At 44.1% G+C, this 22,250-nt stretch carries 21 protein-coding genes; 3 read left to right on the top strand and 18 right to left on the bottom strand.

The window, feature by feature from the left end:
• Window positions 1–68: 68 nt before the first annotated feature.
• From lnt to G3W54_RS16175, 13 genes are all read right to left on the bottom strand, one after another.
• Window positions 69–1,649 (bottom strand): apolipoprotein N-acyltransferase, encoded by a 1,581-nt coding sequence (gene lnt, locus G3W54_RS16235; RefSeq protein ID WP_244627959.1) that lies wholly within the window; start codon window positions 1,647–1,649, stop codon window positions 69–71.
• 205 nt (window positions 1,650–1,854) lie between these two features.
• Window positions 1,855–2,916 (bottom strand): hemolysin family protein, encoded by a 1,062-nt coding sequence (locus G3W54_RS16230; RefSeq protein WP_162654465.1) that lies wholly within the window; start codon window positions 2,914–2,916, stop codon window positions 1,855–1,857.
• A gap of 74 nt (window positions 2,917–2,990) precedes the next feature.
• Entirely contained in the window at window positions 2,991–3,476 is a 486-nt protein-coding gene (gene ybeY, locus G3W54_RS16225) for an rRNA maturation RNase YbeY (RefSeq protein ID WP_244627970.1), read from the bottom strand.
• A 16-nt stretch (window positions 3,477–3,492) separates the two neighbouring features.
• Window positions 3,493–4,524 (bottom strand): PhoH family protein, encoded by a 1,032-nt coding sequence (locus G3W54_RS16220; RefSeq protein ID WP_162654464.1) that lies wholly within the window; start codon window positions 4,522–4,524, stop codon window positions 3,493–3,495.
• 55 nt (window positions 4,525–4,579) lie between these two features.
• Window positions 4,580–5,965, bottom strand: a complete 1,386-nt coding sequence (gene miaB, locus G3W54_RS16215; protein ID WP_162654309.1) for a tRNA (N6-isopentenyl adenosine(37)-C2)-methylthiotransferase MiaB — start codon at window positions 5,963–5,965, stop codon at window positions 4,580–4,582.
• A 62-nt stretch (window positions 5,966–6,027) separates the two neighbouring features.
• Window positions 6,028–6,813, bottom strand: coding sequence for a lysophospholipid acyltransferase family protein (locus tag G3W54_RS16210; RefSeq protein WP_162654308.1), 786 nt, complete (start codon window positions 6,811–6,813; stop codon window positions 6,028–6,030).
• Between the two features lie 3 nt (window positions 6,814–6,816).
• A complete protein-coding gene (locus G3W54_RS16205) occupies window positions 6,817–7,236 on the bottom strand; it encodes a Fur family transcriptional regulator (protein ID WP_162654307.1) in 420 nt (139 codons plus the stop codon).
• 35 nt (window positions 7,237–7,271) lie between these two features.
• On the bottom strand, window positions 7,272–7,763 hold the full coding sequence (locus G3W54_RS16200) for an N-acetyltransferase (protein ID WP_162654306.1): 492 nt from the start codon (window positions 7,761–7,763) through the stop codon (window positions 7,272–7,274).
• Window positions 7,764–7,766: 3 nt separating this feature from the next.
• Window positions 7,767–8,441, bottom strand: a complete 675-nt coding sequence (tsaB, locus tag G3W54_RS16195) for a tRNA (adenosine(37)-N6)-threonylcarbamoyltransferase complex dimerization subunit type 1 TsaB (RefSeq protein WP_162654305.1) — start codon at window positions 8,439–8,441, stop codon at window positions 7,767–7,769.
• A 9-nt stretch (window positions 8,442–8,450) separates the two neighbouring features.
• On the bottom strand, window positions 8,451–9,020 hold the full coding sequence (locus G3W54_RS16190) for a NifU family protein (protein WP_162654304.1): 570 nt from the start codon (window positions 9,018–9,020) through the stop codon (window positions 8,451–8,453).
• A gap of 113 nt (window positions 9,021–9,133) precedes the next feature.
• A complete protein-coding gene (gene trpS, locus G3W54_RS16185) occupies window positions 9,134–10,201 on the bottom strand; it encodes a tryptophan--tRNA ligase (protein ID WP_162654303.1) in 1,068 nt (355 codons plus the stop codon).
• A gap of 120 nt (window positions 10,202–10,321) precedes the next feature.
• Window positions 10,322–11,872, bottom strand: a complete 1,551-nt coding sequence (gene murJ / locus G3W54_RS16180; RefSeq protein ID WP_162654302.1) for a murein biosynthesis integral membrane protein MurJ — start codon at window positions 11,870–11,872, stop codon at window positions 10,322–10,324.
• Window positions 11,869–14,700 carry a [protein-PII] uridylyltransferase gene (locus G3W54_RS16175; RefSeq protein WP_162654301.1) on the bottom strand — a complete coding sequence of 944 codons (2,832 nt, stop codon included), beginning with the start codon at window positions 14,698–14,700 and terminating at the stop codon, window positions 11,869–11,871. Before G3W54_RS16175 ends, murJ begins: the two co-directional genes overlap by 4 nt.
• Window positions 14,701–14,838: 138 nt before the next feature.
• Between G3W54_RS16175 and G3W54_RS16170 the strand changes: the two genes are divergently transcribed.
• Window positions 14,839–15,552 (top strand): sulfate transporter family protein, encoded by a 714-nt coding sequence (locus G3W54_RS16170; protein WP_162654300.1) that lies wholly within the window; start codon window positions 14,839–14,841, stop codon window positions 15,550–15,552.
• 12 nt (window positions 15,553–15,564) lie between these two features.
• Here the strand turns inward: G3W54_RS16170 and nth are convergent, their stop codons facing one another.
• Window positions 15,565–16,254, bottom strand: coding sequence for an endonuclease III (gene nth / locus G3W54_RS16165; RefSeq protein WP_244627969.1), 690 nt, complete (start codon window positions 16,252–16,254; stop codon window positions 15,565–15,567).
• A gap of 105 nt (window positions 16,255–16,359) precedes the next feature.
• On the opposite strand from nth, the gene G3W54_RS16160 reads away from it, so the two are divergent.
• Together G3W54_RS16160 and G3W54_RS16155 are read left to right on the top strand one after the other, a co-directional pair.
• The gene (locus G3W54_RS16160; protein WP_162654298.1) at window positions 16,360–16,830 is read left to right on the top strand and encodes a DUF2244 domain-containing protein; all 471 of its coding nucleotides are present in this window, start codon (window positions 16,360–16,362) and stop codon (window positions 16,828–16,830) included.
• A 106-nt stretch (window positions 16,831–16,936) separates the two neighbouring features.
• Entirely contained in the window at window positions 16,937–17,809 is an 873-nt protein-coding gene (locus G3W54_RS16155) for a bifunctional helix-turn-helix domain-containing protein/methylated-DNA--[protein]-cysteine S-methyltransferase (protein WP_162654297.1), read from the top strand.
• A gap of 30 nt (window positions 17,810–17,839) precedes the next feature.
• On the opposite strand, the gene G3W54_RS16150 is transcribed toward G3W54_RS16155, so the two are convergent.
• From G3W54_RS16150 to G3W54_RS16135, 4 genes are all read right to left on the bottom strand, one after another.
• Entirely contained in the window at window positions 17,840–18,475 is a 636-nt protein-coding gene (locus G3W54_RS16150) for a 2,3-bisphosphoglycerate-dependent phosphoglycerate mutase (protein ID WP_162654296.1), read from the bottom strand.
• A gap of 39 nt (window positions 18,476–18,514) precedes the next feature.
• Complete coding sequence (gene dapB, locus G3W54_RS16145; RefSeq protein WP_244627958.1) at window positions 18,515–19,339, bottom strand: 4-hydroxy-tetrahydrodipicolinate reductase; 825 nt, start codon at window positions 19,337–19,339, stop codon at window positions 18,515–18,517.
• Window positions 19,339–21,108: an ABC transporter ATP-binding protein gene (locus G3W54_RS16140; protein ID WP_162654462.1), complete on the bottom strand. Its 1,770-nt coding sequence runs from the start codon at window positions 21,106–21,108 to the stop codon at window positions 19,339–19,341. The genes dapB and G3W54_RS16140 overlap by 1 nt, the downstream gene beginning before the upstream one ends.
• Window positions 21,109–21,242: 134 nt before the next feature.
• Complete coding sequence (locus G3W54_RS16135) at window positions 21,243–22,244, bottom strand: glucokinase (protein WP_162654295.1); 1,002 nt, start codon at window positions 22,242–22,244, stop codon at window positions 21,243–21,245.
• Between the last annotated feature and the right edge of the window lie 6 nt (window positions 22,245–22,250).

Below are 22,250 nucleotides of genomic sequence, written 5' to 3'. Positions count from 1 at the left end.
ACAGATCTATATAAACTAAATAATACTAACTAAGCAAATTTCCCCAAGAAATACTGCGACCACTCTGCTTAGCGCCTTTGTAAATGCATCCGTAATATTACTACGCCAATTAAGGCTAGAATTAGGAGAAAGGCGTAAATTCGTGACTGCTCACTCCAAATAGTGCCTCTTTTGGGTGGAACTGAGTGGTCAATAAACCCGACAAAATTCAATCCCATTCCAGACAAAATTGAGCCGCGGTTATCGATCACAGCTGATATTCCATTATTGCCAGCGCGTAACATTGGTAGGCCAGATTCAATAGATCTTGCTTGCGCTTGCTGTAGGTGCTGATAAGGGCCAGGCGATATGCCATACCACGCATCATTTGTAACATTGACAATGAATTGTGCTGTGGTTTGGTTGTCACCTGTATATGCAGGAAAAATTGCCTCGTAGCAGATGAGGGGCAATAATTCTGTCCCATCGCGAAGTTTTAAGGTCTTCTGTCCTGTTGCTGCCGTGTATCCACCGAATGTTTCAGCAAGTGGCGTGAGGCCGATGTTTCGAGCAAATTTTTCAAAGGGTAGATATTCTCCGAATGGAACAAGGTGAGCCTTGTCAGCAGAATCCAAAATCTGACCTTCATCATCGATAACATGGATAGAATTATAATATTTATCCGTTGGGTTAAGTCCGTCACCTTCGAGCCTAACTGCGCCGACAATCAATGTTTGTCCCAATTCCAATGTATCTGCAATTTGCGCCAATGCGTCTGGGGTCTTGGTTAAAATATAGGGCACCGATGTTTCTGGCCAGATAATGATGGATGGGCGCTCACTGCCTTCTGCCTCATCGTCTGCCGTCAATTTTAAATAAGTCTCAAATATTTCTTCTCTTTTGGTTGTATCCCATTTTTCCGACTGATTAATTGAAGGCTGCACGATTCGAACGATGTGGGAACTCGTTGTTTCTGGACCATTAAAATGGGATGCGATTAATCCGTAACCTACATGTAGAGTAATGAGTATCGAGCTGATAAAAAGGCCTGTTTTAAGGCCTGTTTTTGTGGCGAAAAGCGCAGGTGTTGATGCCACGACAACAGTCAATATGGTCATGCCGTATATGCCAACAATCTCCACCGATTGCATTGCAATTGGAGATGGCATTGAAAGATATCCAAGTGTGTTCCAGGGAAACCCAGTGAAAATATGTCCGCGTAGGAATTCAAAAATGCCTAAACTCGCAGAAAGTAACAGAATTCTAGATATATTATCTTTCCAGAACATTCTCGCAAATGCTGTCGCGCAACCGAAAAAGATCGCCAAAAACGCTGGCAATCCGAAGATTGCAAAGGGAACTGCCCAATAGGCTCCATCCCCTCCTGTGATAACGGCGTTGGCTAGCCACCACAACCCACCAACAAAGTATCCAAAACCGAAGCTCCATCCGGAAAAAAAAGCAGGTATTTGCCGATTTATAAGCCCTTTATCGGGTTGTCCACTAGCGCCATCCAATAGCCAGATTAATATTGGAAATGAGATGAATATAATTGCAAAAAAATGAATGGGAGCGAGCGCCAAATTCAAAACCGCTCCGGCCCCAAAAGCAATTACAAATCGAGGAACTCCCCAGGACAGCATGATATAGCCGGAAATTTTATCCAACATGTCAGGCATTAACTCCTAGGGTTGTCGGCAACGAGATTAGATTTACAGCTATTTAATATTTGTAAAGCCAATTGTAACACAGCCGAATCGTTTACGTGCACGACAGTAAGATTATCTGACTGTATGCATTAAGAACAAGCGCATCCAAAAAGGTTGAGGCCAATTTTCAACAAATTGTAGGGGATATGTATAATTATATATCCAATTATTCAGCCGCGGTCGTGTTTGTGTCATTACCTGCCTCATCATTGGTGTCGGCGATCGTTTTGTGCGCGCGACGTGTTTTGAGGCGTACAATTTCAACACGCTTAATGCGACGTGCATCAGCTTCCATAATATGGAACTCAAACTTAGGCACCATTCGAACCACTTCACCGCGAACAGGAACGCGGCCTAAGCTTGCAAATATCAACCCGCCTAACGTATCAGCATATTCAGCATTTTCGCTGCGTGTAAGGTCAGTTTCGATAATTGGTGTTAATTCTTCAATACTTGCTTTAGCATCAGCCTGCCAGACACCATCATTCATTGATGTGATGAGAGGACCATCAACGTCATCGTGTTCATCTTCAATGTCGCCGACGACTATCTCAACAATATCTTCTAGCGAAATAAGACCATCGGTGCCGCCATATTCGTCAATAACCAAAGCCATTTGAGTACGCGTAGCCTGCATTCGTTTTAGAAGGTCAGCCGCGAGCATGGATTCTGGGATAAACAATACACTGCGGATAATGCCTGCCTCTTGAAGTGTTTTGTCAAGCTTTATGCGCGTTAAATCAAGAGGTTTGGCCGGTGTTCTCGATGTTGGTGATTTTGATGAGCGACGACCATTTCGAGCTTGTTTGGTAAGATAAGCCAATAGGTCTCGAATATGAACCATACCCTTTGGATCATCCAAATTTTCATTGAAAACTGGCATGCGGGAATGGCCGGAGCTTTCGAATACCGTCAATAACTCACCCAATGTAATGGAGCGGTCAACAGCTTCAATATCTGCGCGCGGAACCATGACTTTATGAACTCGAACTTCACGCATGAGCAGAATATTATCCAGCATCGCTCGTTCATCAGCAGAAAAAGCAGAATCGAGGCCATCGCTGTTTTTAAGTGCTTCACTAATATCTTCACGTAAAGATTCGGCACCATTACGTCCGAAAATTGCACGCTTAAGTCTTTGCCAAAATCCTGACCCAGATCTTGTTTTAGTGGAAATGTCGTTTGAAGATTCCGATCGACTGTCGCCTTCTTCGGGCTGTTCGCCCATTAAGTCTTGCTCTGTTGTTTGAGCTTGCGTCGCCGCGTTATGTTGGTTCATTTTCTCTTTTACTATTTGCCAGGTTAAGCATCATTATACGGATTAGATAGGCCAATTGAAGCTAAAATTCCAGTCTCGGTTAATTCCATATGCTCGGCTTCTTTGTCTTCGATGTGATCAAAACCGAAAAGATGCAAGTAGCCGTGTATCATCAAGTGGCTTAAATGTGCATCAAAACTCTTATTTTGCTCGATTGCTTCGCGCTCAATTGTTTCATACGCAAACACAATATCGCCCAATAAGGGCAGCGGCGTGTCATCAGATCCTAAATCTTTTGTTGGGAAAGAAAGCACGTTGGTCGGTTTATCCATCGCGCGCCATTTCACGTTGATTTGTTGAATAGAAGCATCATCGGTGAAGAGCAATGACAATTCCATATCTTCTTCAGGAAATATCTGGTTTTCATGTTTGCTAAGCCATGTATTGCAGGCATCAATACACTTTGTTGCTAAAGAAAATAATTCACTTTCATCAATCCAGTGTGAAGCTTCGATTGCGATATTATGGATAACATTTGGAAATGTATTACTCACTGCTATCTTGCTTCTTTGTTTCGCTAAACTTGTTATCATATGCAGTTACAATTTTTTGAACCAAGCGGTGGCGCACAACATCGGTATCGCGGAACCTGCAGGCTACAATACCTTCGATGCCGCGTAGCACATCCAACGCTTCGATAAGGCCTGATTTAACACCGCGCGGAAGGTCAACCTGACTTGGATCACCAGTTACAATCATACGCCCATTTTCACCTAAGCGCGTGAGGAACATCTTCATTTGCATAGGTGTTGTGTTTTGTGCTTCATCTAAAATAATCACAGAATTTGCCAGTGTACGGCCACGCATAAAGGCAAGGGGGGCAATCTCAATAACACCGGCAGCCAATGCGCGCTCAACCTTATCGCCCGGGATCATGTCATATAGTGCATCGTATAATGGCCTTAGATAAGGATCAACTTTGTCTTTCATATCTCCGGGCAAGAACCCTAAACGTTCTCCAGCCTCAACAGCAGGGCGAGATAGGATAATGCGCTCTACTTGTCCACGCTCCAGCAATTGCGCAGCATAAGCAACGGCAAGGTAAGTTTTACCTGTTCCAGCGGGGCCAATGCCAAATACAAGTTCTGCGCGTTCCATTGCACGAATATAAGCGTCTTGTGCTGGGCCTCGTGCTTGCAGTGTTTTTTTGCGTGTTGAAACTTGTGCCATTGTCAACTTCGCGGCGCTTTCCATCGTGGGTAAACTTAATTGATCATCGGCTGCAATGGCCATACGGATTGCGCCATCAACATCGGATGCGACGACTTCTTCACCTTTCAGGAGGCGATCATAAAGATAATCAAGTGCTCGTTTTGCCTGATTTGTCTCGCGTTCTGAACCATTGAGAAGCACGTTATTACCGCGCGCGCGCGCGTCGATGCCAAGTTTTTGTTCAATGAGCGCTAGATTTTGGTCATATTGGCCGAAAAGTATGGTCGCGAGGCGATTGTTATCAAAAGTAAGTTCGATTTGAGTGGTGTCAGATGCACCATTTTGGGTAGAGGAATTTGAAGGCATGTGCCGTGTTGTCAAAAGTGTAGACTCCTGAATATTTTTAACCAGTTTATTCTGGCTAGATAATATCGGCTTCCAAGCTGTTTGGAGCCGCTCTGGTGATTCGAACCTTTATAATGTCGCCTATTTGTGACTCTTTTGCATCAACAATTACACTTTGGAGCCATGGAGAGCGACCAATCAACTGTCCCTCTCTCTTACCTTTTTTCTCCAAAAGAAGATCAATGTCCTTGCCAACACACTGTTGTGAGAAAGCTAATTGTTGCTCTGCGAGCAAGGTTTGAAGGCGTTTAAGCCGATCCGCTTTGATATCTTCCGGCACATGATTATCAAAATCCGCACCGGGAGTGCCCGGACGAGGTGAATATTTAAATGAATAGGCTTGCGCATATTCAACCTGTCTAATGAGGTCAAGCGTATCTTCAAAGTCTTCTTCAGTTTCACCGGGAAAGCCGACAATAAAATCTCCGGACAGCGCTAGGTCAGGGCGAACATCGCGGATGCGTTTCATGAGTTTGATGTATTCATCGCGTGTATGGCGGCGATTCATCGATTTCAAGATTTTGTCTGAACCCGACTGCACGGGTAGATGCAAGTACGGCATCAGTTTTTCAATATCACGATGAGCATTGATCAAAGACTGGTCCATATCGCGCGGATGACTTGTCGTATAACGCAGCCGGTCCAGCCCTTCAATCTTCGCAAGTTCATGCAAAAGTTCACCAAGGCCCCATTCGCGCCCATCACCGCCTTCGCCATGCCAAGCATTCACATTTTGACCAAGCAGAGTAATTTCACGCACACCAGCGGCAACAAGGCTTTCAGCTTCTGATATCAGCTGATTTGCAGGGCGAGAAACTTCTGAGCCGCGCGTATAAGGCACAACACAGAAGGTGCAAAACTTATCACATCCTTCTTGAACGGTTAGAAATGCTGTTACGCCGCGAGAGCGAATTTGTTTCTTCTCCGCCTTTGGCAGATGTTCAAATTTGTCGTCTTCTGTAAATTCGGTTTCAACAACACGTTTGCCTTGATGTACACGTTCCAGGGCATTTGGCAGTTGGTGATATGTTTGAGGGCCAATGACCAAATCCACAACTGGTGAGCGGCGCAATATTTCTTTGCCCTCAGCTTGTGCTACGCAGCCTGCAACAGCGACTTTCATATCTTTGCCGCCAGCGGCTAGGCGTTTTTCTTTTGTCTTATTAATCCGGCCAAGATCTGAATAAACTTTCTCCGCTGCTTTTTCGCGAATATGACAGGTATTGAGCAAAACAAGATCTGCATCGTCAACATTTGTCGTTTCGGAATAGCCATCTTTTGCCAGCGCATCACTCATGCGCTCACTATCATACACATTCATTTGGCAGCCAAAAGTTTTGATAAAAACCTTCTTCTCTTTGCCGCTTGTTTGCTGGGGTGTTTGTTTATCCAAAGTGCTCATGGAGCGCTATTTACAGGCAAATATTGTCCTTGCATAGATGGCGTAGCGCCATAGGCAATAAATTATTGCCGTAGGGATGCATTCAAGCAACTACGAACAGCGGTTTCACATTGTTTTGCAATCTCGGAACGGCTCATATCCTCGGTATATTTAATGGGATCAGCATATGTAATTTCAATCCCCATAGATCCTTCAAGGATGATGTTTTTAAGATGTGGTAGGAGCTCAACATCCCCGGGCCATGATGCCAAACTTCGGTTTGAGCGATTGAGGGGAATCCCATGTGAGGTAAGATAGGCAATTGAAACGGGTTGAATAAATAATTCATGATCAACAAGATCAGTCTGAGCTTGTTGAACCGCACCAAAAAGAGCCGATTTAAAAGGCAATACATAATTTCCGTCAGATGTTGTGCCTTCGGGGAAAAGCACAACGATATCGCCATGTTTCATGCGTGTAGAAATTTCTCCAACCTGTTCTTTGGTTTTGCTGCGTCTAGTGCGTTCAATGAATATTGTACGCTGAAGCTTTGCGAGAAACCCGAAAATTGGCCAGGTTTTTACATCTGATTTTGCGATGAACACCAGCGGAAAGCAGGACCCCAATGCAATAATATCAATCCATGAAGAATGATTTGCTGCAATCATTAAAGGTTGCTTTTTGGAAACAGACCCTCGTTGATTTATCTTTATGCCAAGAGACCAACAGGCAACTTTATGCCAGATGGTTGGAAAATATCGTGATATATCATCCCGAAACAACAGCGCGAGAAGGTAAAAAGGAAGAAGGGTAAAGGTTAATAAGCTAAGTATTAAGATAATTTTAGCAGCACGTAAAAACGTGTACATACATCAGTCCTTCTTCAAGGGAATTCCATAGAGTTCAAGTCGATGATCAACGAGCTTAAATCCATATTTTTTAGCAATTTTTTCTTGTAATTCTTCTATCTCGGGTGAGTTAAATTCAATGATATTACCTGATTTGAGATCAATTAAGTGATCATGATGTTCATCAGGGACGCTTTCATAGCGAGATTTTCCATCGCGGAAATCGTGCCGTTCAATAATTCCAAGTTCTTCAAACAGATTAACCGTGCGATAAACAGTCGAGATGGATATCTTTGGATCAACTTCAATAGAACGGCGATGTAGTTCGTCTGCATCGGGGTGATCAGCCGATTGTTCCAACACACGTGCAATAACGCGCCGCTGTTCAGTCATCCGTAAACCAGCTTTGGCGCATCTGGCTTCAAGAGATAATTCGCTGTCCATTTAAAACAATCCCTCTCATTTTCTTAAAGATTGCTTTAATTCAGCTTGAACTCTAATACAAGCGCATTACTTTTGGCATCCTCGCCGTTGTCATAATAAGCTTGTCGTTTTCCAACTGTCTTAAAGCCAATTTTTTTATAAAGTATGACAGCAGGTTCGTTATTTTCATCAACTTCAAGAAATAATTTTTTCGCACCACGTTTGGAAGCCTCCCCGATAACAGCTTGCATCATACGCCATCCGAGGCCCTGGTTTTGGGCACGTTGATCTGTGCCGATAGAAAGGATCTCCGCCTCATCAGCTATGACACGAGATAACACAAAGCCTAATGGTTTTGATTGATTGATCGGGCGTGCGACAAATCCAAAAACTGTGTTTTGGCTTATTAAGGATGCGCATTCGTCTGCACTCCAGCCACGACGAAAGAGTTTTGTATGAAGATCAGCGATAAGGGGTGACTGGTCAGATACTGCTGGCTGCAGCTCTACATCTGGTTTATTTGAGAACAATTTTCCGATTTTGACCATGTTTTAGAGCCTATCTAATACAAAACCGGCCTGTTTCTTGGCATCTGCTGCTCGCAAATATTGTGCCTTTGGAGGTTTGATCTGGTTACCAGATGCCTCCAGTTTTTGTACAGCAAGTTTAGCAATCATCTCAATGGGGGCTGATGCATTTTGATGGGCAATTTGGCAATTGTCTGTCTCAAGAACACCAACTCCATTTCCGCAGAGTACATATTTACAATTTGACACGAGCATATTTGCATCCTCAACCGAATATTTTGCCGGTTCGATTACGACGGATCCGTTGCTATCAACAACAGCGAGATAGATTTCTCCGCGACGTGCGTCAATGGCGGCGAGGGCATTCTGACTTGCAGTTTCGCAGGTTGCATGCGCCATGGCAATCAGGCTGCTTATGCCAATAGATGGAATATTAAGTGCTAGCGCAAGCGCGCGGATGAACGAAATTCCAACGCGAATACCTGCAAATGATCCAGGGCCCTCGCTGACTGCAAGCAAGCTTAAATCTGAAAAATCTAGGTTAGCATGGTTGAGTGCGCGCTCGACAATACCGGGTAAAACTTCCGCATGCCCACGGCCAATCTCTTCTGAGATAGAACTCAAGAAAGTTTCATTAGCCGTATCATAAATGCATGCCGCACACATGGGACCAGCTGTATCGACGGCAAGTATCAGCATTGAAAAACGCTAAATTGCCTCAACTTCTTGAACTTCTGGAATAAAGTGGCGCAACAGATTTTGGATACCATGTTTAAGTGTTGCAGTGGATGATGGGCATCCAGCGCATGCGCCCTTCATGTGTAAGAAGACTGTGCCATCTTTATAACCATGGAAGGTTATATCTCCGCCGTCTTGTGCCACTGCCGGACGAACGCGGGTTTCAAGTAATTCTTTAATCGTTGTGACGATATTGGTATCAGCCTCATCGAAAAATTCACCTTCCTGATCCGTGGGAATGCCAGCATTTTCGCCTGCCATAACCGGAGCGCCAGACATGAAGTATTCCATGATATTACCCAAGATCGCGGGTTTTAAATGCTGCCAATCAGATGCTTCATCTTTCGTCACAGTGATAAAATCATACCCGTAGAATACACCTGTCACACCCGAAACTTCGAACAGCTTTTCAGCCAGTGGTGATGCTCCGTTTATGCTCTCCAAATTTGGAAAGTCAGCCGTACCTGCTTCAAGGACAACTTTACCAGGCAAAAATTTCAAAGTTGCTGGGTTTGGTGTTGTTTCTGTTTGAATGAACATATCGTTCTCCATGTCCTCTTCGCTTTGTATAAAATTGGCGTGAGGCTAGTTTAGAATCTTTCTAGAAAGATAATCCCTATTACTGTTTGTTTCAAGTCAAACTGAAATTAAAATCAGCTGCGCAAGAAACCGACTATATCTTTCACATCATTCATTGTCTTTTGTGCAATTGCCTCAGCCCGTTCGGCACCATCTTTTAAAATGGCATCCAAATGGTCAGAATTATCATTCAATCGACGCATTTCAGAAGTAATTGGCGACATAGATTCAATCATAAGCTCAGACAAGATGGGTTTGAATTCAGAAAATTGTTTACCACCATACTCCCTCAAAACATCTTCCTTGGAGATATCAGAAAGTGCTGCAAAAATACCAATGAGATTGTCCGCTTCTGGGCGAGCGTGTAATCCATCTAGTTCTGATGGCAATGGTTCTGGATCAGTTTTAGCCTTTTTTATTTTTTTGGCGATCATGTCGGTGTCATCAGTCATATTGATGCGGGATAGATCAGAAGGGTCTGATTTTGACATTTTTTTTGTCCCGTCACGAAGGCTCATAACGCGTGGAGCAGGGCCGCCAATGAGCGGTTCTGTAACGGGAAAATAACCAGAAACAGCTTTATCTCCATAGGACATATCAACACCAATACCCAGCTCAGCAATACGATCTGAAAAGTCGATGTTAAATTTTTGCGCAATGTCACGCGTAAGTTCAAGATGTTGCTTTTGGTCATCACCTACAGGAACATGCGTTGCTCGGTAGACCAAAATATCGGCTGCCATCAGGCTTGGATATGCCATTAGGCCAAGCGAGGCGTTATCGCGGTTTTTACCTGCTTTATCTTTAAATTGGGTCATACGGTTCATCCAGCCGATCCGAGCCACGCAGTTAAATACCCATGCAAGTTCGGCATGTTGAGGAACCGCAGACTGATTGAACACAATATGTTTTACGGGATCAACGCCAGCTGCAATGTATGCAGCGGCTACAGAACGTGTCTGCGCAACCAGATTATCGTGCACAAGTGAAGCAGTAAGGGCGTGTGAATCGACCACACAATAAATGCAATTATGATTGTCTTGAAGCGCAACAAACTTTTTAAGCGCTCCCAGGTAATTTCCAAGTGTAAGGGCTCCGGTGGGTTGCATACCGGAAAAAACCAATTCATTAAATGCAGACATTTGTTCTCCTGACAGACTTGTGGAAGGCCTGACCCTTCGTCTTAAAATTTGGGTGGGTTATGCGTTTACGGCCTTCTAAGGTCAAGTAAATTCGTTCATGTAGAGGTTGCTTAACTTGCTCTATTTGCGAAATGCCTGCGTCAGGTCTGATTTCTTCATTCCTGCGATGATCATGGCAAGACCAAAGTAAACAATTGCACTAATACCAATAATAGCAATCACGGAAGCAAGACTTTCGACAAAGCTCATTTCACGATATATTGGCAAAATTCTGTCGTTTGCAAAAAATAGGATTATACCCATAATTACAGATGCCGCGATTATTGCACCTGTTCGACGTTTCGTTTCAGTTGAAGGTTTAAATTTCTGTGTGATCATTAAAGGTATCATCAACATAAGTGCGTTCACCCATCCTGATGCAGCTGTTGAGATGCCTATACCCACAACGCCATATGTTGGAAAGAGAATAAGGCTGCCAGTAATATTGACGATAACACTGGCCAAAGAACACCACATAGGCCATCGCATATTCTCATCGACATAATAGGCAGGTGTGAAAACTTTGCTCAAAACAAAGGCCGGTAAACCCAATGCGAACACGGTCAGAACTGCAGAAGTGCGCAGGGTTGCAGCCTCATCAAAAGCGCCCCTTTCAAACAATACCGATACAATCGGTTCCGTTAGAACAGCAAGACCGACTGCGGCAGGCAATGTAAGGAATAATGCAAACTCAAATCCGCGACTTTGCAAGATAAGTGCTTCTTCATGCTTTCCTGCCTTATATGAACGCGCAAGCTCAGGGAGCAACACAACACCGATGGCAATTCCAATCACGCCAAGTGGCAGTTGAATAAGTCTATCTGCAATATTTATGACTGCGATGGCACCATCTTCTGCCGATGCAATAATTTGGCCTACGAGTAAATTGATCTGTGTAATACCGCCCGTAAGTGCCGCAGGAAGTGCAAGCCAAAGGAGGCGCCTCACGGGAGCGGTGAATTTAGGTGTGCGAGGGAGTGGCAAATACCCTTCATGCTTGGCACCCCATGCTACGAGTGCAAGCTGTAGGAAGCCGGAAATCGTAACTGCAATTGCAAGTGCTAGGCCAATTTGTGGAGGTTCAAGCTTTAAAAATCCAGCTAAAGCGAGAGCTCCGATAAGCACGATATTAAGAAGAACAGGCAAAAATGCAGCAAGGAAATATTTGCGTAAAGAGTTTAAAATTCCCGACAGCATGGCAACAAGGCTCATTGCCGCCAGGTAAGGAAACATGATGCGTGTAAGGAGAATTGTAATGTCAAACTTTGCGGGATTCGCGGCAAATTTCGGTGCGATAATTGTTCCGACCAACCATGGCATAAAAATGATCGCCAGCGCAGAGACAATGAGAAGAATAAAAATAAGAACCGAAATAACATCTCGTGCAAATTCTTTTGCAGATGCTTCACCTTCTTCCAGCCTTTTCGCAAAGAGGGGAATAAAAGCTGCATTGAACGCGCCCTCAGCAAAAAGTCGACGGAATAGATTGGGAAAGCGAAATGCCGCATAGAAAGCATCGGCAATTGGTCCGGTGCCTAAGAAAGCAGCGATCATCATTTCACGGACAAAGCCGAGCACGCGGCTTGCCATTGTTGCACCGCCTACGCTCGCAAATTTGGTTATGAGGCTCATTGTGCAGAGCCTCCATCTCCAACTGGTGCAGAATAGTTGTGAAGCTCTGTCACGTTGCCAGTCAGTTTTGAATCTTTCAAAACTTGTGTAAGATATTGTGCAATTCGCATTTGTCGAGTTTTACTTGTAATTTTATGTCCGAAAAGATCACAAACATAAAATGTGTCGACAACTTTTTCACCAAAAGTGGTGACGTGCGCAGAAGCAATATTTAATGATAATTCAGCAAGCGACTGTGTGATAATTGACAAAACACCCGGCCTATCCAAGCATTCAACCTCAATAAGTGAAAACTTTTCAGATAGCTCATTGTTGATCCGTACTTCTGTCGGTACCGAGAATGTTTTTTTGCTTTTTTTGTAACTATTTTTCCGGGCTATTACTTCCGGCAAACCAGTCTTGCCTGCAAGTACATCTTCAATTAACCGTGCGATTGCACCTGCTCTACGCAGTTCATCTTCATCATCTTCGAAAGCTCGATTGATCATAATGGTATCAAGAGCACGTCCGTCAGATGTTGTGAAAACCTGTGCATCGGCAATATTCGCTCCCGTTGCAGCACAGGCACCAGCAACTATACTGAATAGTCTTGGATGGTCTGGTGCCAAGACAGTGATTTCTGTAATTTCATGAAACGCATGAGTTCGGACCGAATGGTGTATTGCTTTATCGGTTTTATCAGCTTCTTGGAACATTGCAGCATGTCTGATCTGGTCTTCAAGAGAAACAGTCATCAGATAGGGATCATAATGAAGTGCAAGATATGTCTTACGCTCGTCGTCACCCCACTCCGTGAGCGCATTTTCTAAGTCTCGTCTGGCATTTTCAACGCGTGAACAGCGTGATGATCGAGAAAATCCGCTCGATAGAAAAATCTCAGCCTCATAATATAATGTTCTAAGAAGTTGACCTTTCCAACCATTCCAAACACCTGGTCCAACAGCTGATATGTCACAAACTGTCAAAACTAATAGCATTCTAAGGCGTGTCAAAGTTTGGGTACATTTTGCGAAGTCGCGAATAGTTCTCGGATCGTTTAAATCACGCGATTGAGCAACTGTAGACATCGTTAGATGATCTTCAATTAACCAGGCAACCATATTTGTTTGCGAGTTTGATAACCCAAGACGAGGACATAGTTTTTTTGCGACTTTCGCACCTGCAATCGAGTGATCCTCAGGTCTGCCTTTAGCAATATCATGGATGAATACGGCAACATAAAGCGCGACACGATCATCTATGTTTGGAAGTAACTTATGGGCGAGCGGATGCTCTTCCTCAAGCTCTCCTTTTTCGAGTTTGCTTAAAATACCGATAGAACGAAGAAGATGTTCGTCTACAGTGAAATGATGATACATATTAAATTGCATCATTGAGACGATCTTGCCAAATTCGGGAATGAACTTACCCAATACCCCTGAATTATTCATTCGACTTAGGTTAAGACGTGGTGATCTTCGCGATGTTAAGATCGAAATAAACAGGCGATTAGCCTCAGAATTTGCGCGCAATGATGCGTTGACCAGCTTAAGAGAACGTTTTATTTGTTTGAGAGTATTAGGATGAAAATCAATCTCGTGTTTATCAGCAAAATAAAATACACGAATGAGATTTACCGGATCATTTTTAAACACATCCGGGTTTGCCATAACGATGCGGCCATGCTCATCAATAAAATCTATTGTTCCTGCAATTTTCCGTATACTACGATTAAATCGACGAAACATATCGGTAAAGCGTGGTGATTGTTTCGCATTCTCCGCTTCCAATGCAGCACAGAACGTGCGCGTTAAATCGCTCACTTCTTTGGCAATCAGAAAATAGTGTTTCATAAAGCGTTCAACTGCGCTTAATCCGGGGCGATCTTGATAGTCCAATGCAGCGGCGATTTCGCGCTGTATATCGAAAGATAACCGATCTTCTGGCTTGTTTGTTACGTAATGCATGTGACAACGGGCAGCCCAGAGAAAATCTTCTGCCTTCTTTAATTCATTATATTCATTCTTTGAAAAAACACCGAGCTTGATAAGTTCTTTATCCGTATCGACGCGATAATAATATTTTGAGATCCAAAACAGTGTGTGTAGATCGCGTAACCCGCCTTTGCCTTCTTTAATATTTGGCTCGACTAGGTAGGCTGTATCGCCAGATTTCTGATGTCGGTCATTACGTTCTTCTAGTTTAGCCGCAATAAATTCAGTGCCGGTGTCTTTCACCACCTCTTCACCAAAACGTGTCGCTAAATCCTCCGCAAGTTCCTTGGAGCCACAAATATACCTTGCTTCCAAAATTGATGTGCGGATTGTCATATCAGTCTTGGAAAGCCTGATACATTCATCGATGTTGCGGGTGGCGTGGCCTACCTTTTGGCGCAAATCCCAAAGAATGTATAAAATCCATTCGACAATTTGTTCAGTCCAGGGTGTGGATTTATATGGAAGTATAAATAGTAGATCGATATCAGAACCCGGCGCAAGCGTACTGCGACCATATCCACCCACTGCCATGACGGACAGGTTCTCACTTTTTGATGGATTTTCTGCTCTATAGACGTGTGCCGTTGCGTAGGTGTATAGGTTCTGAATTATTTTATCTTCAAGATAAGAAATCCGCTCGGCGCACGCCACTCCGCCACCATCTTCTAGAAGTAATTCGCGTGCCCTTTCACGACCTTTAGCATTAAACGCTTTTACTGTTTCCAAAACAGCGCTTCGGGCTTTATCGCTTTCGCCGCCAAACTCATCGGCAATCTCTTCAAAGCAAGACTGAAGTGCATTCTCATCAATGATTTCGTGAAGGCGCTTTTTTGACTTGGTATTTCTGGACATATCCGACCCTATTTCGACAAGCTTGTTGGCTATAGCCTTTTTTATTGCGCATAGACAAGCAGCGAGTGACTATGAGTACTTGAACATTTACCTCATTTACCCCACATAGACCGAGAATATGACACTTTGGGGATCTTTATGATTATTGAAGCTGCAAAAGCTGCCTTTGAAAATGTATTCGCGCCAAGATCGCGTGCGCTTTTATTCAAAATACTAGGCGCTACGTTATTAATTCTTGTGGGTATATGGTTTGGCTTTCAAAATGTAATTACGGGTTATTTTATACCCTATGCGGATGGCTTTATTCCCGATCTACCAGGCTGGCTTGCTTGGTTATCCACTGTCTTTGTAATCTTTGCCGCTGTTGGCTCAGCGCTCGCACTTGCACTGCTGATCTCGCCAATTACAGCCTTATTGTCTGGTTTTTTTGTTGATGATATAGCCGATGATATTGAGCAAAAATTCTATCCAAATGACCCAGCCGGCAAAGCAATGCCACTTGGTCAATCGATCTCTCAATCACTGAGGTTCTTGGTAGTCGTTCTGTTGGGGAACCTTCTAGCTTTATTTTTACTTCTTATTCCAGGAATTAATTTGGTCGCGTTTTTTGTGGTCAACGGCTATTTGTTGGGGCGCGAATATTTTGAATTTGCAGCTTTGCGTCATCATAATCCTAAAGAAACGCGCCGTTTAAGATCGCGCTACAGTACGCAAATATTTATGGCTGGATTGGTAATTGCAGGGTTTTTGGCGGTGCCAATTCTTAACTTTGTAACACCATTTTTTGCGGCCGGTATGATGGTGCATATGCATAAAATGTTGATGCAAAAAGAAGCACGAAATATGCGCTAACTTAAGATGCCGCTAGATGATCTGCGGAGGAAGTTCCACAGCAGGTGCGGGGATATCGCAAGTCTTTTCCTTTGACTTGCAAATATCTGCAATGACACATTTTTCGCATTCTGGTTTACGCGCTTTGCAACAATAACGGCCATGCAAAATAAGCCAGTGATGAGCGTGGTAGAGATATTCTTCCGGAATACGTTTCATCAATATATCTTCAACGTCATCAGGTGTTTTACCCGGTGCCAAACGCAAGCGATTTCCAATTCGGAACACATGCGTATCAACTGCCATAGTTGGTATGCCGAATGCCATTGATTGCACGACATTCGCGGTTTTCCGCCCGACGCCCGGTAACTTGATCAAATCATCTCGACTCTCGGGCACAATACTATCAAATTCTTCAATTAACATTTTGCTGAGCGCGATAACGTTTTTCGCCTTGTTGCGGTAAAGCCCGATTGTTTTAATGTATTCGCGAACTTTTTCTTCGCCAAGCGCGACCATCTTTTCAGGTGTATCAGCGACTTTGAATAGCGCCCGAGTGGCTTTGTTCACGCCCGCATCTGTTGCTTGCGCAGATAGGGCTACGGCTACTACAAGTGTAAAAGGATTAACATGTTCCAACTCACCTTTTGGCTCAGGACGCTGGATTGAGAACCTACGAAACATCTCCTTAATCTCGCCCTTTGTATAAGGAGATCGGGGCATACGTTTGGTAGCTGATTTGGTATTCTTTGCCGCAGTGATATTTTTATTCTTTGGATTTTTCATGAACTATCTATAATTATGTTTAAGAAGCAAAGGCAATGCGCAATGAATGATAAACTGATTTTTGAAGCGTTTTTGACACCGCACCGATCATTGGGGCGTCTGGGTTTTATCATTTTTGCTGTTATTATATCGGCAATGGCGATCGGGCATATGATTGTGTTTTTCGTTGCAGGCGCTTGGCCGGTCGCATTTTTCTTTGGTTTTGATCTACTACTGATTTTTGGCGCGTTTTGGCTAAACTATCGTTCTGGCCGCACGCGAGAAGAAATTTCCCTTTCAAGAATTGAACTTAAAATTAAAAAGATATCCGCATCGGGCCAGCAAAGAGAACATCTATTTAACCCACTTTGGTCAAGGTTTGATGTTTCGCGGCATGATGAAATAGGCATTACAGACATGAAAATATCTGCAAGAGAGGCAAAAACATGTGTGGGTTCGTTTCTAAACCCAGATGATCGTGAGAGTTTTGCGAACGCTTTCTCCAGCGCTCTCGCGACGGTTAAGCGCAAATAAACTTTAAATGTGTGGGTGGTTTTCGCTTGGCCAAGAATCGGGTGGTCATCCAAGTTTGAATGTAGTCTTCTAGTGGTCACTGATAAGAATTTCTTGGAGTACTGTCATGAATATTGCAATTAAACCGCAAATTAACATTACCCCAGATGGCGAGGACTATGAAGTCATCCGTCAAGTCATTGAACTCATTTCAATGGATTACCGTTCTCAACCAAGTCTGGAAGATATTTCTGTTAAAGTTGGTATGGAGCAAACGAAGCTGCAAAAACTTTTTACAAGATGGGCCGGATTGTCGCCAAAAGCGTTTTTGCAAGCTGTCACTATTGATCATGCAAAGCGTTTGCTTGCTGATGAACAGCTGCCGCTTCTAGATACGAGTTTTGAAGTAGGCCTGTCTGGTCCGAGCCGATTGCATGATTTATTCGTAACCCACGAGGCGATGTCACCAGGGGATTTTAAATCAGGAGGTGAGGCGCTTATAATCAGATATGGTTTTCACCAATGCCCATTTGGTATCGCTTTGATTATGGTTACTGATAGAGGTATGGCCGGACTTGCTTTCTGTGATGAAGGTGAGGAAATTCCAGCACTTGAAGATATGATGAATCGCTGGAAAAAAGCAGTTTACGTGCAAGACCCAAATGCAACGCAAAGTTATGCGCAACAGATTTTTAAGCCGGATGCGTGGCAAGAAAATAATCCAATTCGGCTTGTCTTGATAGGAACAGATTTTCAGGTAGAAGTGTGGCAGGCGCTGTTAGATATTCCAATGGGAAAAGCGACAACATATTCGTCCATCGCCAATCAGATTGGCCGGCCAAAGGCATCTCGTGCCGTGGGAGCTGCGGTAGGCGCTAACCCAATTTCATTTGTGGTTCCCTGCCATAGAGCACTGGGAAAATCGGGTGCATTGACGGGATATCATTGGGGTTTGACACGCAAACGAGCAATGTTGGGTTGGGAGACGGCGCTAACGTGAACGCCGCCTGAACTTTTAAAAGATTATTGCTTAGTGAGCTTTAGACATGTCGCCTAAAACTTCTTTCGAATCAACGGTAGAATCTGCATTCAATTTGTAAACCATCGGTACGCCTGTTGCGAGATTAACCGACAAAATTTCATCTTTTGTAAGGCGATCAAGGATCATTACGAGCGCACGTAGGGAGTTTCCATGAGCTGCCACAAGAACATTTTCGCCCTTCAATACCCGAGGCAAAATATCGGTCATGAAATAGGGCCAAACACGTGCGCCAGTATCTTTCAAGCTTTCACCACCTGGAGGTGGAACATCGTATGAACGACGCCAGATATGAACTTGTTCTTCGCCCCACTTTTTGCGGGCATCATCTTTATTAAGGCCAGCGAGGTCACCATAGTCGCGCTCGTTCAGTGCAACATCTTTGATGATATTGATATCTGTTTGACCAATTTCTTCGAGGATAAATCCAAGTGTTTTTTGTGCCCGGGAAAGTTCTGATGTGAAGGCCACATCATATTTCAATCCATAATCTTTCAGTGCAACACCACCATCTTTGGCTTCCTGAACTCCCTTATCAGTAAGGTCTGGATCTTTCCAGCCAGTGAAGAGGTTTTTAAGATTCCATTCGCTTTGACCGTGACGAACAAGTACAAGGGTTCCTGACATATTTATTCCTTCATTTTAGTTCTGCTTGTATCGCTGACTTTAAAAACCAAGCACATCAAGCATTGAATAATAGCCATTAGGCTGGTTTTTGGCCCAGATGGCTGCTTTAACTGCGCCGCGAGCAAATAGAGATCGATCAAGCGCACGATGGGTTAGCTCAATGCGCTCACCCTCACTGGCAAGAATAACTGAGTGTTCGCCAACAACTGAACCGCCGCGCAATGTTGCAAAGCCGATGGTGCCTTCCTCGCGTGCTCCGGTTATGCCATCGCGTGATCGAACTGAATTTTCTGCTAATGGGATTTCACGACCTTCTGCCGCCGCTTCACCTAAGAGAAGAGCTGTACCCGAAGGGGCGTCTACCTTATGCTTGTGATGCATTTCAAGTACTTCAATATCCCAGTCGGTGCCAAGTGCACTGGCTGCTTGTTTAACAAGAACTGAAAGCAGGTTTACGCCAAGGCTCATGTTGCCAGATTTAACGATGCATGTATTCGCGCCGGCTTTAGCAATTTCCACGTCATCTTCTTCGCTGCAACCGGTTGTGCCGATGATATGGGTAAGATTTTTTGCTGCTGCGATTTTTGAGAATGCAACACTGGTTTCAGGTGTCGTGAAATCGATAATCGCATCTGCACCCTGCAACGTCTCATCTGTATTATCAGATATTATAACTCCACTCGAACCAATGCCAGCTAATTCACCTGCGTCTTTACCTATTGTATCAGCTCCGGGGCGTTCGATAGCACCAACAAGTTTAGCGCCGTCCGTCTCATTGATAATGCGGATAATAGCTTGACCCATTCTGCCAGATGCACCTGCGACAACAATCATGCTCATGTTCGGATTTTTTTCTTGTACCATTAGTGGTCCTCCACAATGTTTTTGGCCCCCTGAGGCGCATCGTCTTTTGCAGGCTTAGAATGTATGTTTTGTAGTTGCGCATATATGCCATTTTGTTGACGTGTCAGATCATCGTGCGTTCCTTCTTCAACTATCTGACCTGCTTCCATAACGACGATTTTATCTGCTTTGGCAATAGTTGAAAGTCGATGTGCGATAACAAGAACTGTTCGCCCATGCATCGCGGTCTCCAGCGCTTTTTGTACAGCCGCTTCTGACGCATTATCAAGTGCAGATGTTGCCTCATCCAATATCAAAATAGGGGCTTTGCGAACCAGAGCGCGGGCAATCGAAATACGTTGTCTTTGGCCGCCCGAAAGTGTAATCCCATTTTCACCAACTGGCGTGTCATACCCTTGCGGTTGTTCCAAAATAAAATCATGTGCGAAGGCGAGCTTCGCAGCGTCTTCAATTTCTTGATCGCTCGCCTCAGGTCGTCCGTAACGAAGGTTATCTCGTATCGTTCCTTCAAATAGCCAGGGTTGCTGAGAGACATAGGCTAGATTTTTACGAAGCGATGATTTGGTGACATCAGAAATATCTGTGCCATCGATTAAGATGTTGCCCGATGTGGGATCATAAAATCGTGGCACCAGAGAAATGATGGTCGATTTTCCGGCACCTGATGGCCCGACAATTGCTGTTGTTTTTCCAGCTTCCGCTGTAAAGCTAACATCATTGAGGATGATTTCGCTATCGGTATAGTTAAAGCTTACGCGTTTGAATTCGACTTCGCCTTTTTTGACACAAAGTGTTTGCGCATCGTTTTTATCGCCTTGCTGCGGCTTGGTGTCTAAAATGTCATAAATCATCCGCGCATTGACAACAGCCTTTTCCAAACTCACTTGTAGTTTGGCAAGTTTTCGAGCCGGATCATAGGCCAATAATAATGCTGTTATAAATGAGAAAAATGCACCAGGTGGCACACTATTATAGATCGAGCGATAAGCTGCATAAACAATCACGCCTGAGATTGCGATACCTGCCAGCGTCTCTGTAATAGGCGATGTGCGCTCACCCAAACGTGTTATGCGATTTGCACGCGATTCAGCCGTATCAATGATCCTATAAATTCGGTCGCTGAGCTGTTTCTCCATTGTGAAGGCTTTAACGATGGTAATGCCTTGCACCGTTTCCTGCATAGCACCCAAGACTTGGCTATTGAGATCAATAGCTTGCTTGGTTACACTTCGTAGCCGTTTTGCGATATAGCGCAAAGAAAGGATAATTGGCGGTGCTACAAAAAACACGATCATTGATAAGACTGGGTCCTTTACAAACATGACAATCACGAGCGCAATGAGCGTTACCGTGTCTCGTGCAAGCGATGTAATGGTCAGATTGAGCGTGTCTCGAATACCGGTTACATTCTGTGCAATTTGTGCAGCAATCTGTGCTGACCGTGTATCGGAAAAGAACGAGATATTCAGTGCCATCAGGTGATTGAAAAGACGCTTCTGATACCGTGCAACAATATTGTTTCCCACACGAGCAAGCGAAACAGCCTGAATGTAAGATGCAGTGCCGCGAACGATAAATGATAATAATATACCACCCGCAATAACCCAGATTGCATCTGCGTCCTGATTGACAAAGGCTTGATCAATGACGTCTTGCATTATCCATGCGAGGAATGCAGTACAGCCTGCTACCAGCAATAGGCAAATAATAGCAATCACGTAAGTGCCGACATAATCACGACCATTCTCGCGCAAAATTCGCTTAAGCATGGCTGTAAGACTGGAAACACGATCTAACGCTGGATCGCGTTCTGTCTTGTTACCTTGCGATACAGGGTCACTTTCTGTGACATTATTCAAATGAACTACCCCGTTCGATGTTACTTTGTTGATTTATGAAGTTGCTATTTAGTCCAATATCGACCTTGTCGGGATATTCTAAATTGCTCAGGCCTATTTGCAAAGGCATAAAGTCCAGCTAGGGCAATTAGTGGATCTGTCATCAGATAAACTGGTATTTCGGCAACAATATCACCGTATGGGTCTTTGTCTGCAAAGGCATCAAGGAAAAAAGGTGTTTTAATAACATCACCTAGTTTTTGCGCCACTCCGCCTGTTAAATAGATGCCGCCGCGTGCCAGATAGATCAGTGCGGCGTCGCTTGCATAGCGACCAAGATATGTTGCAAACAGTTCCATCGTTTCTTGTGCCGATTTGTCATTACCTGCATTGTATGCAGCTGTGACATTGGCAGGGTCTTCTATTCTGTTTTCAATGCCATCTGCTTTGCAAATTGCATTATAGAGATTTGTTAGGCCTCTCCCGCTTAAGAAAAGTTCAGCCGCAGGGCGCTCAGTTTGTCCAAAGGCTGCTTCAAAAATTTCGCTGTCTCTAGCTGTACGTGGCCCAATATCTACAAAACCACCTTCACCCGGGATAACGCTCCATTCGCCATCACAGTAAATCATACCCGCCATTCCGAGACCTGTTCCGGGTCCAAGGACACTTCTGGCGGATGTTGGATGATCTTTGCCAGATTTGATGAGCATATGTTCATTTGTATCGGTTGCAATGGCCGCAAGAGCCTGCGCTTCGAAATCACTGACTGCGATAATTTCGTTCAAATTGAGTGTATCAAGCAGCGTGTTTGGATTTATTTCCCAAGGGCAGTTCGTTAATTTAATACCTTTAGGATTCCCGGTCGGTCCGGCAACAGCGATGATAAGTGTTTTAGGCCTTAAGTCAGTTTTTGTAAAAACGCTTTCTTCAATGACATCCTGAATAGATGAGAAGTTCGTGTTCTTCGTGCTGTCAAAATGTCTAATGGGTGCATCTGGCTTTTCAATCAAAGCAAAACGCGAGTTCGTGCCGCCAATGTCTCCAATGAGAACAGGAAATAAAAACATGGTCAA

The sequence above is a fragment of the Lentilitoribacter sp. Alg239-R112 genome (genome assembly GCF_900537175.1).
In the GTDB taxonomy this organism is placed as follows: domain Bacteria; phylum Pseudomonadota; class Alphaproteobacteria; order Rhizobiales; family Rhizobiaceae; genus Lentilitoribacter.
Note: the sequence above shows the minus strand (reverse complement) of the source record. Positions and strands in the feature narration are given on the sequence as shown.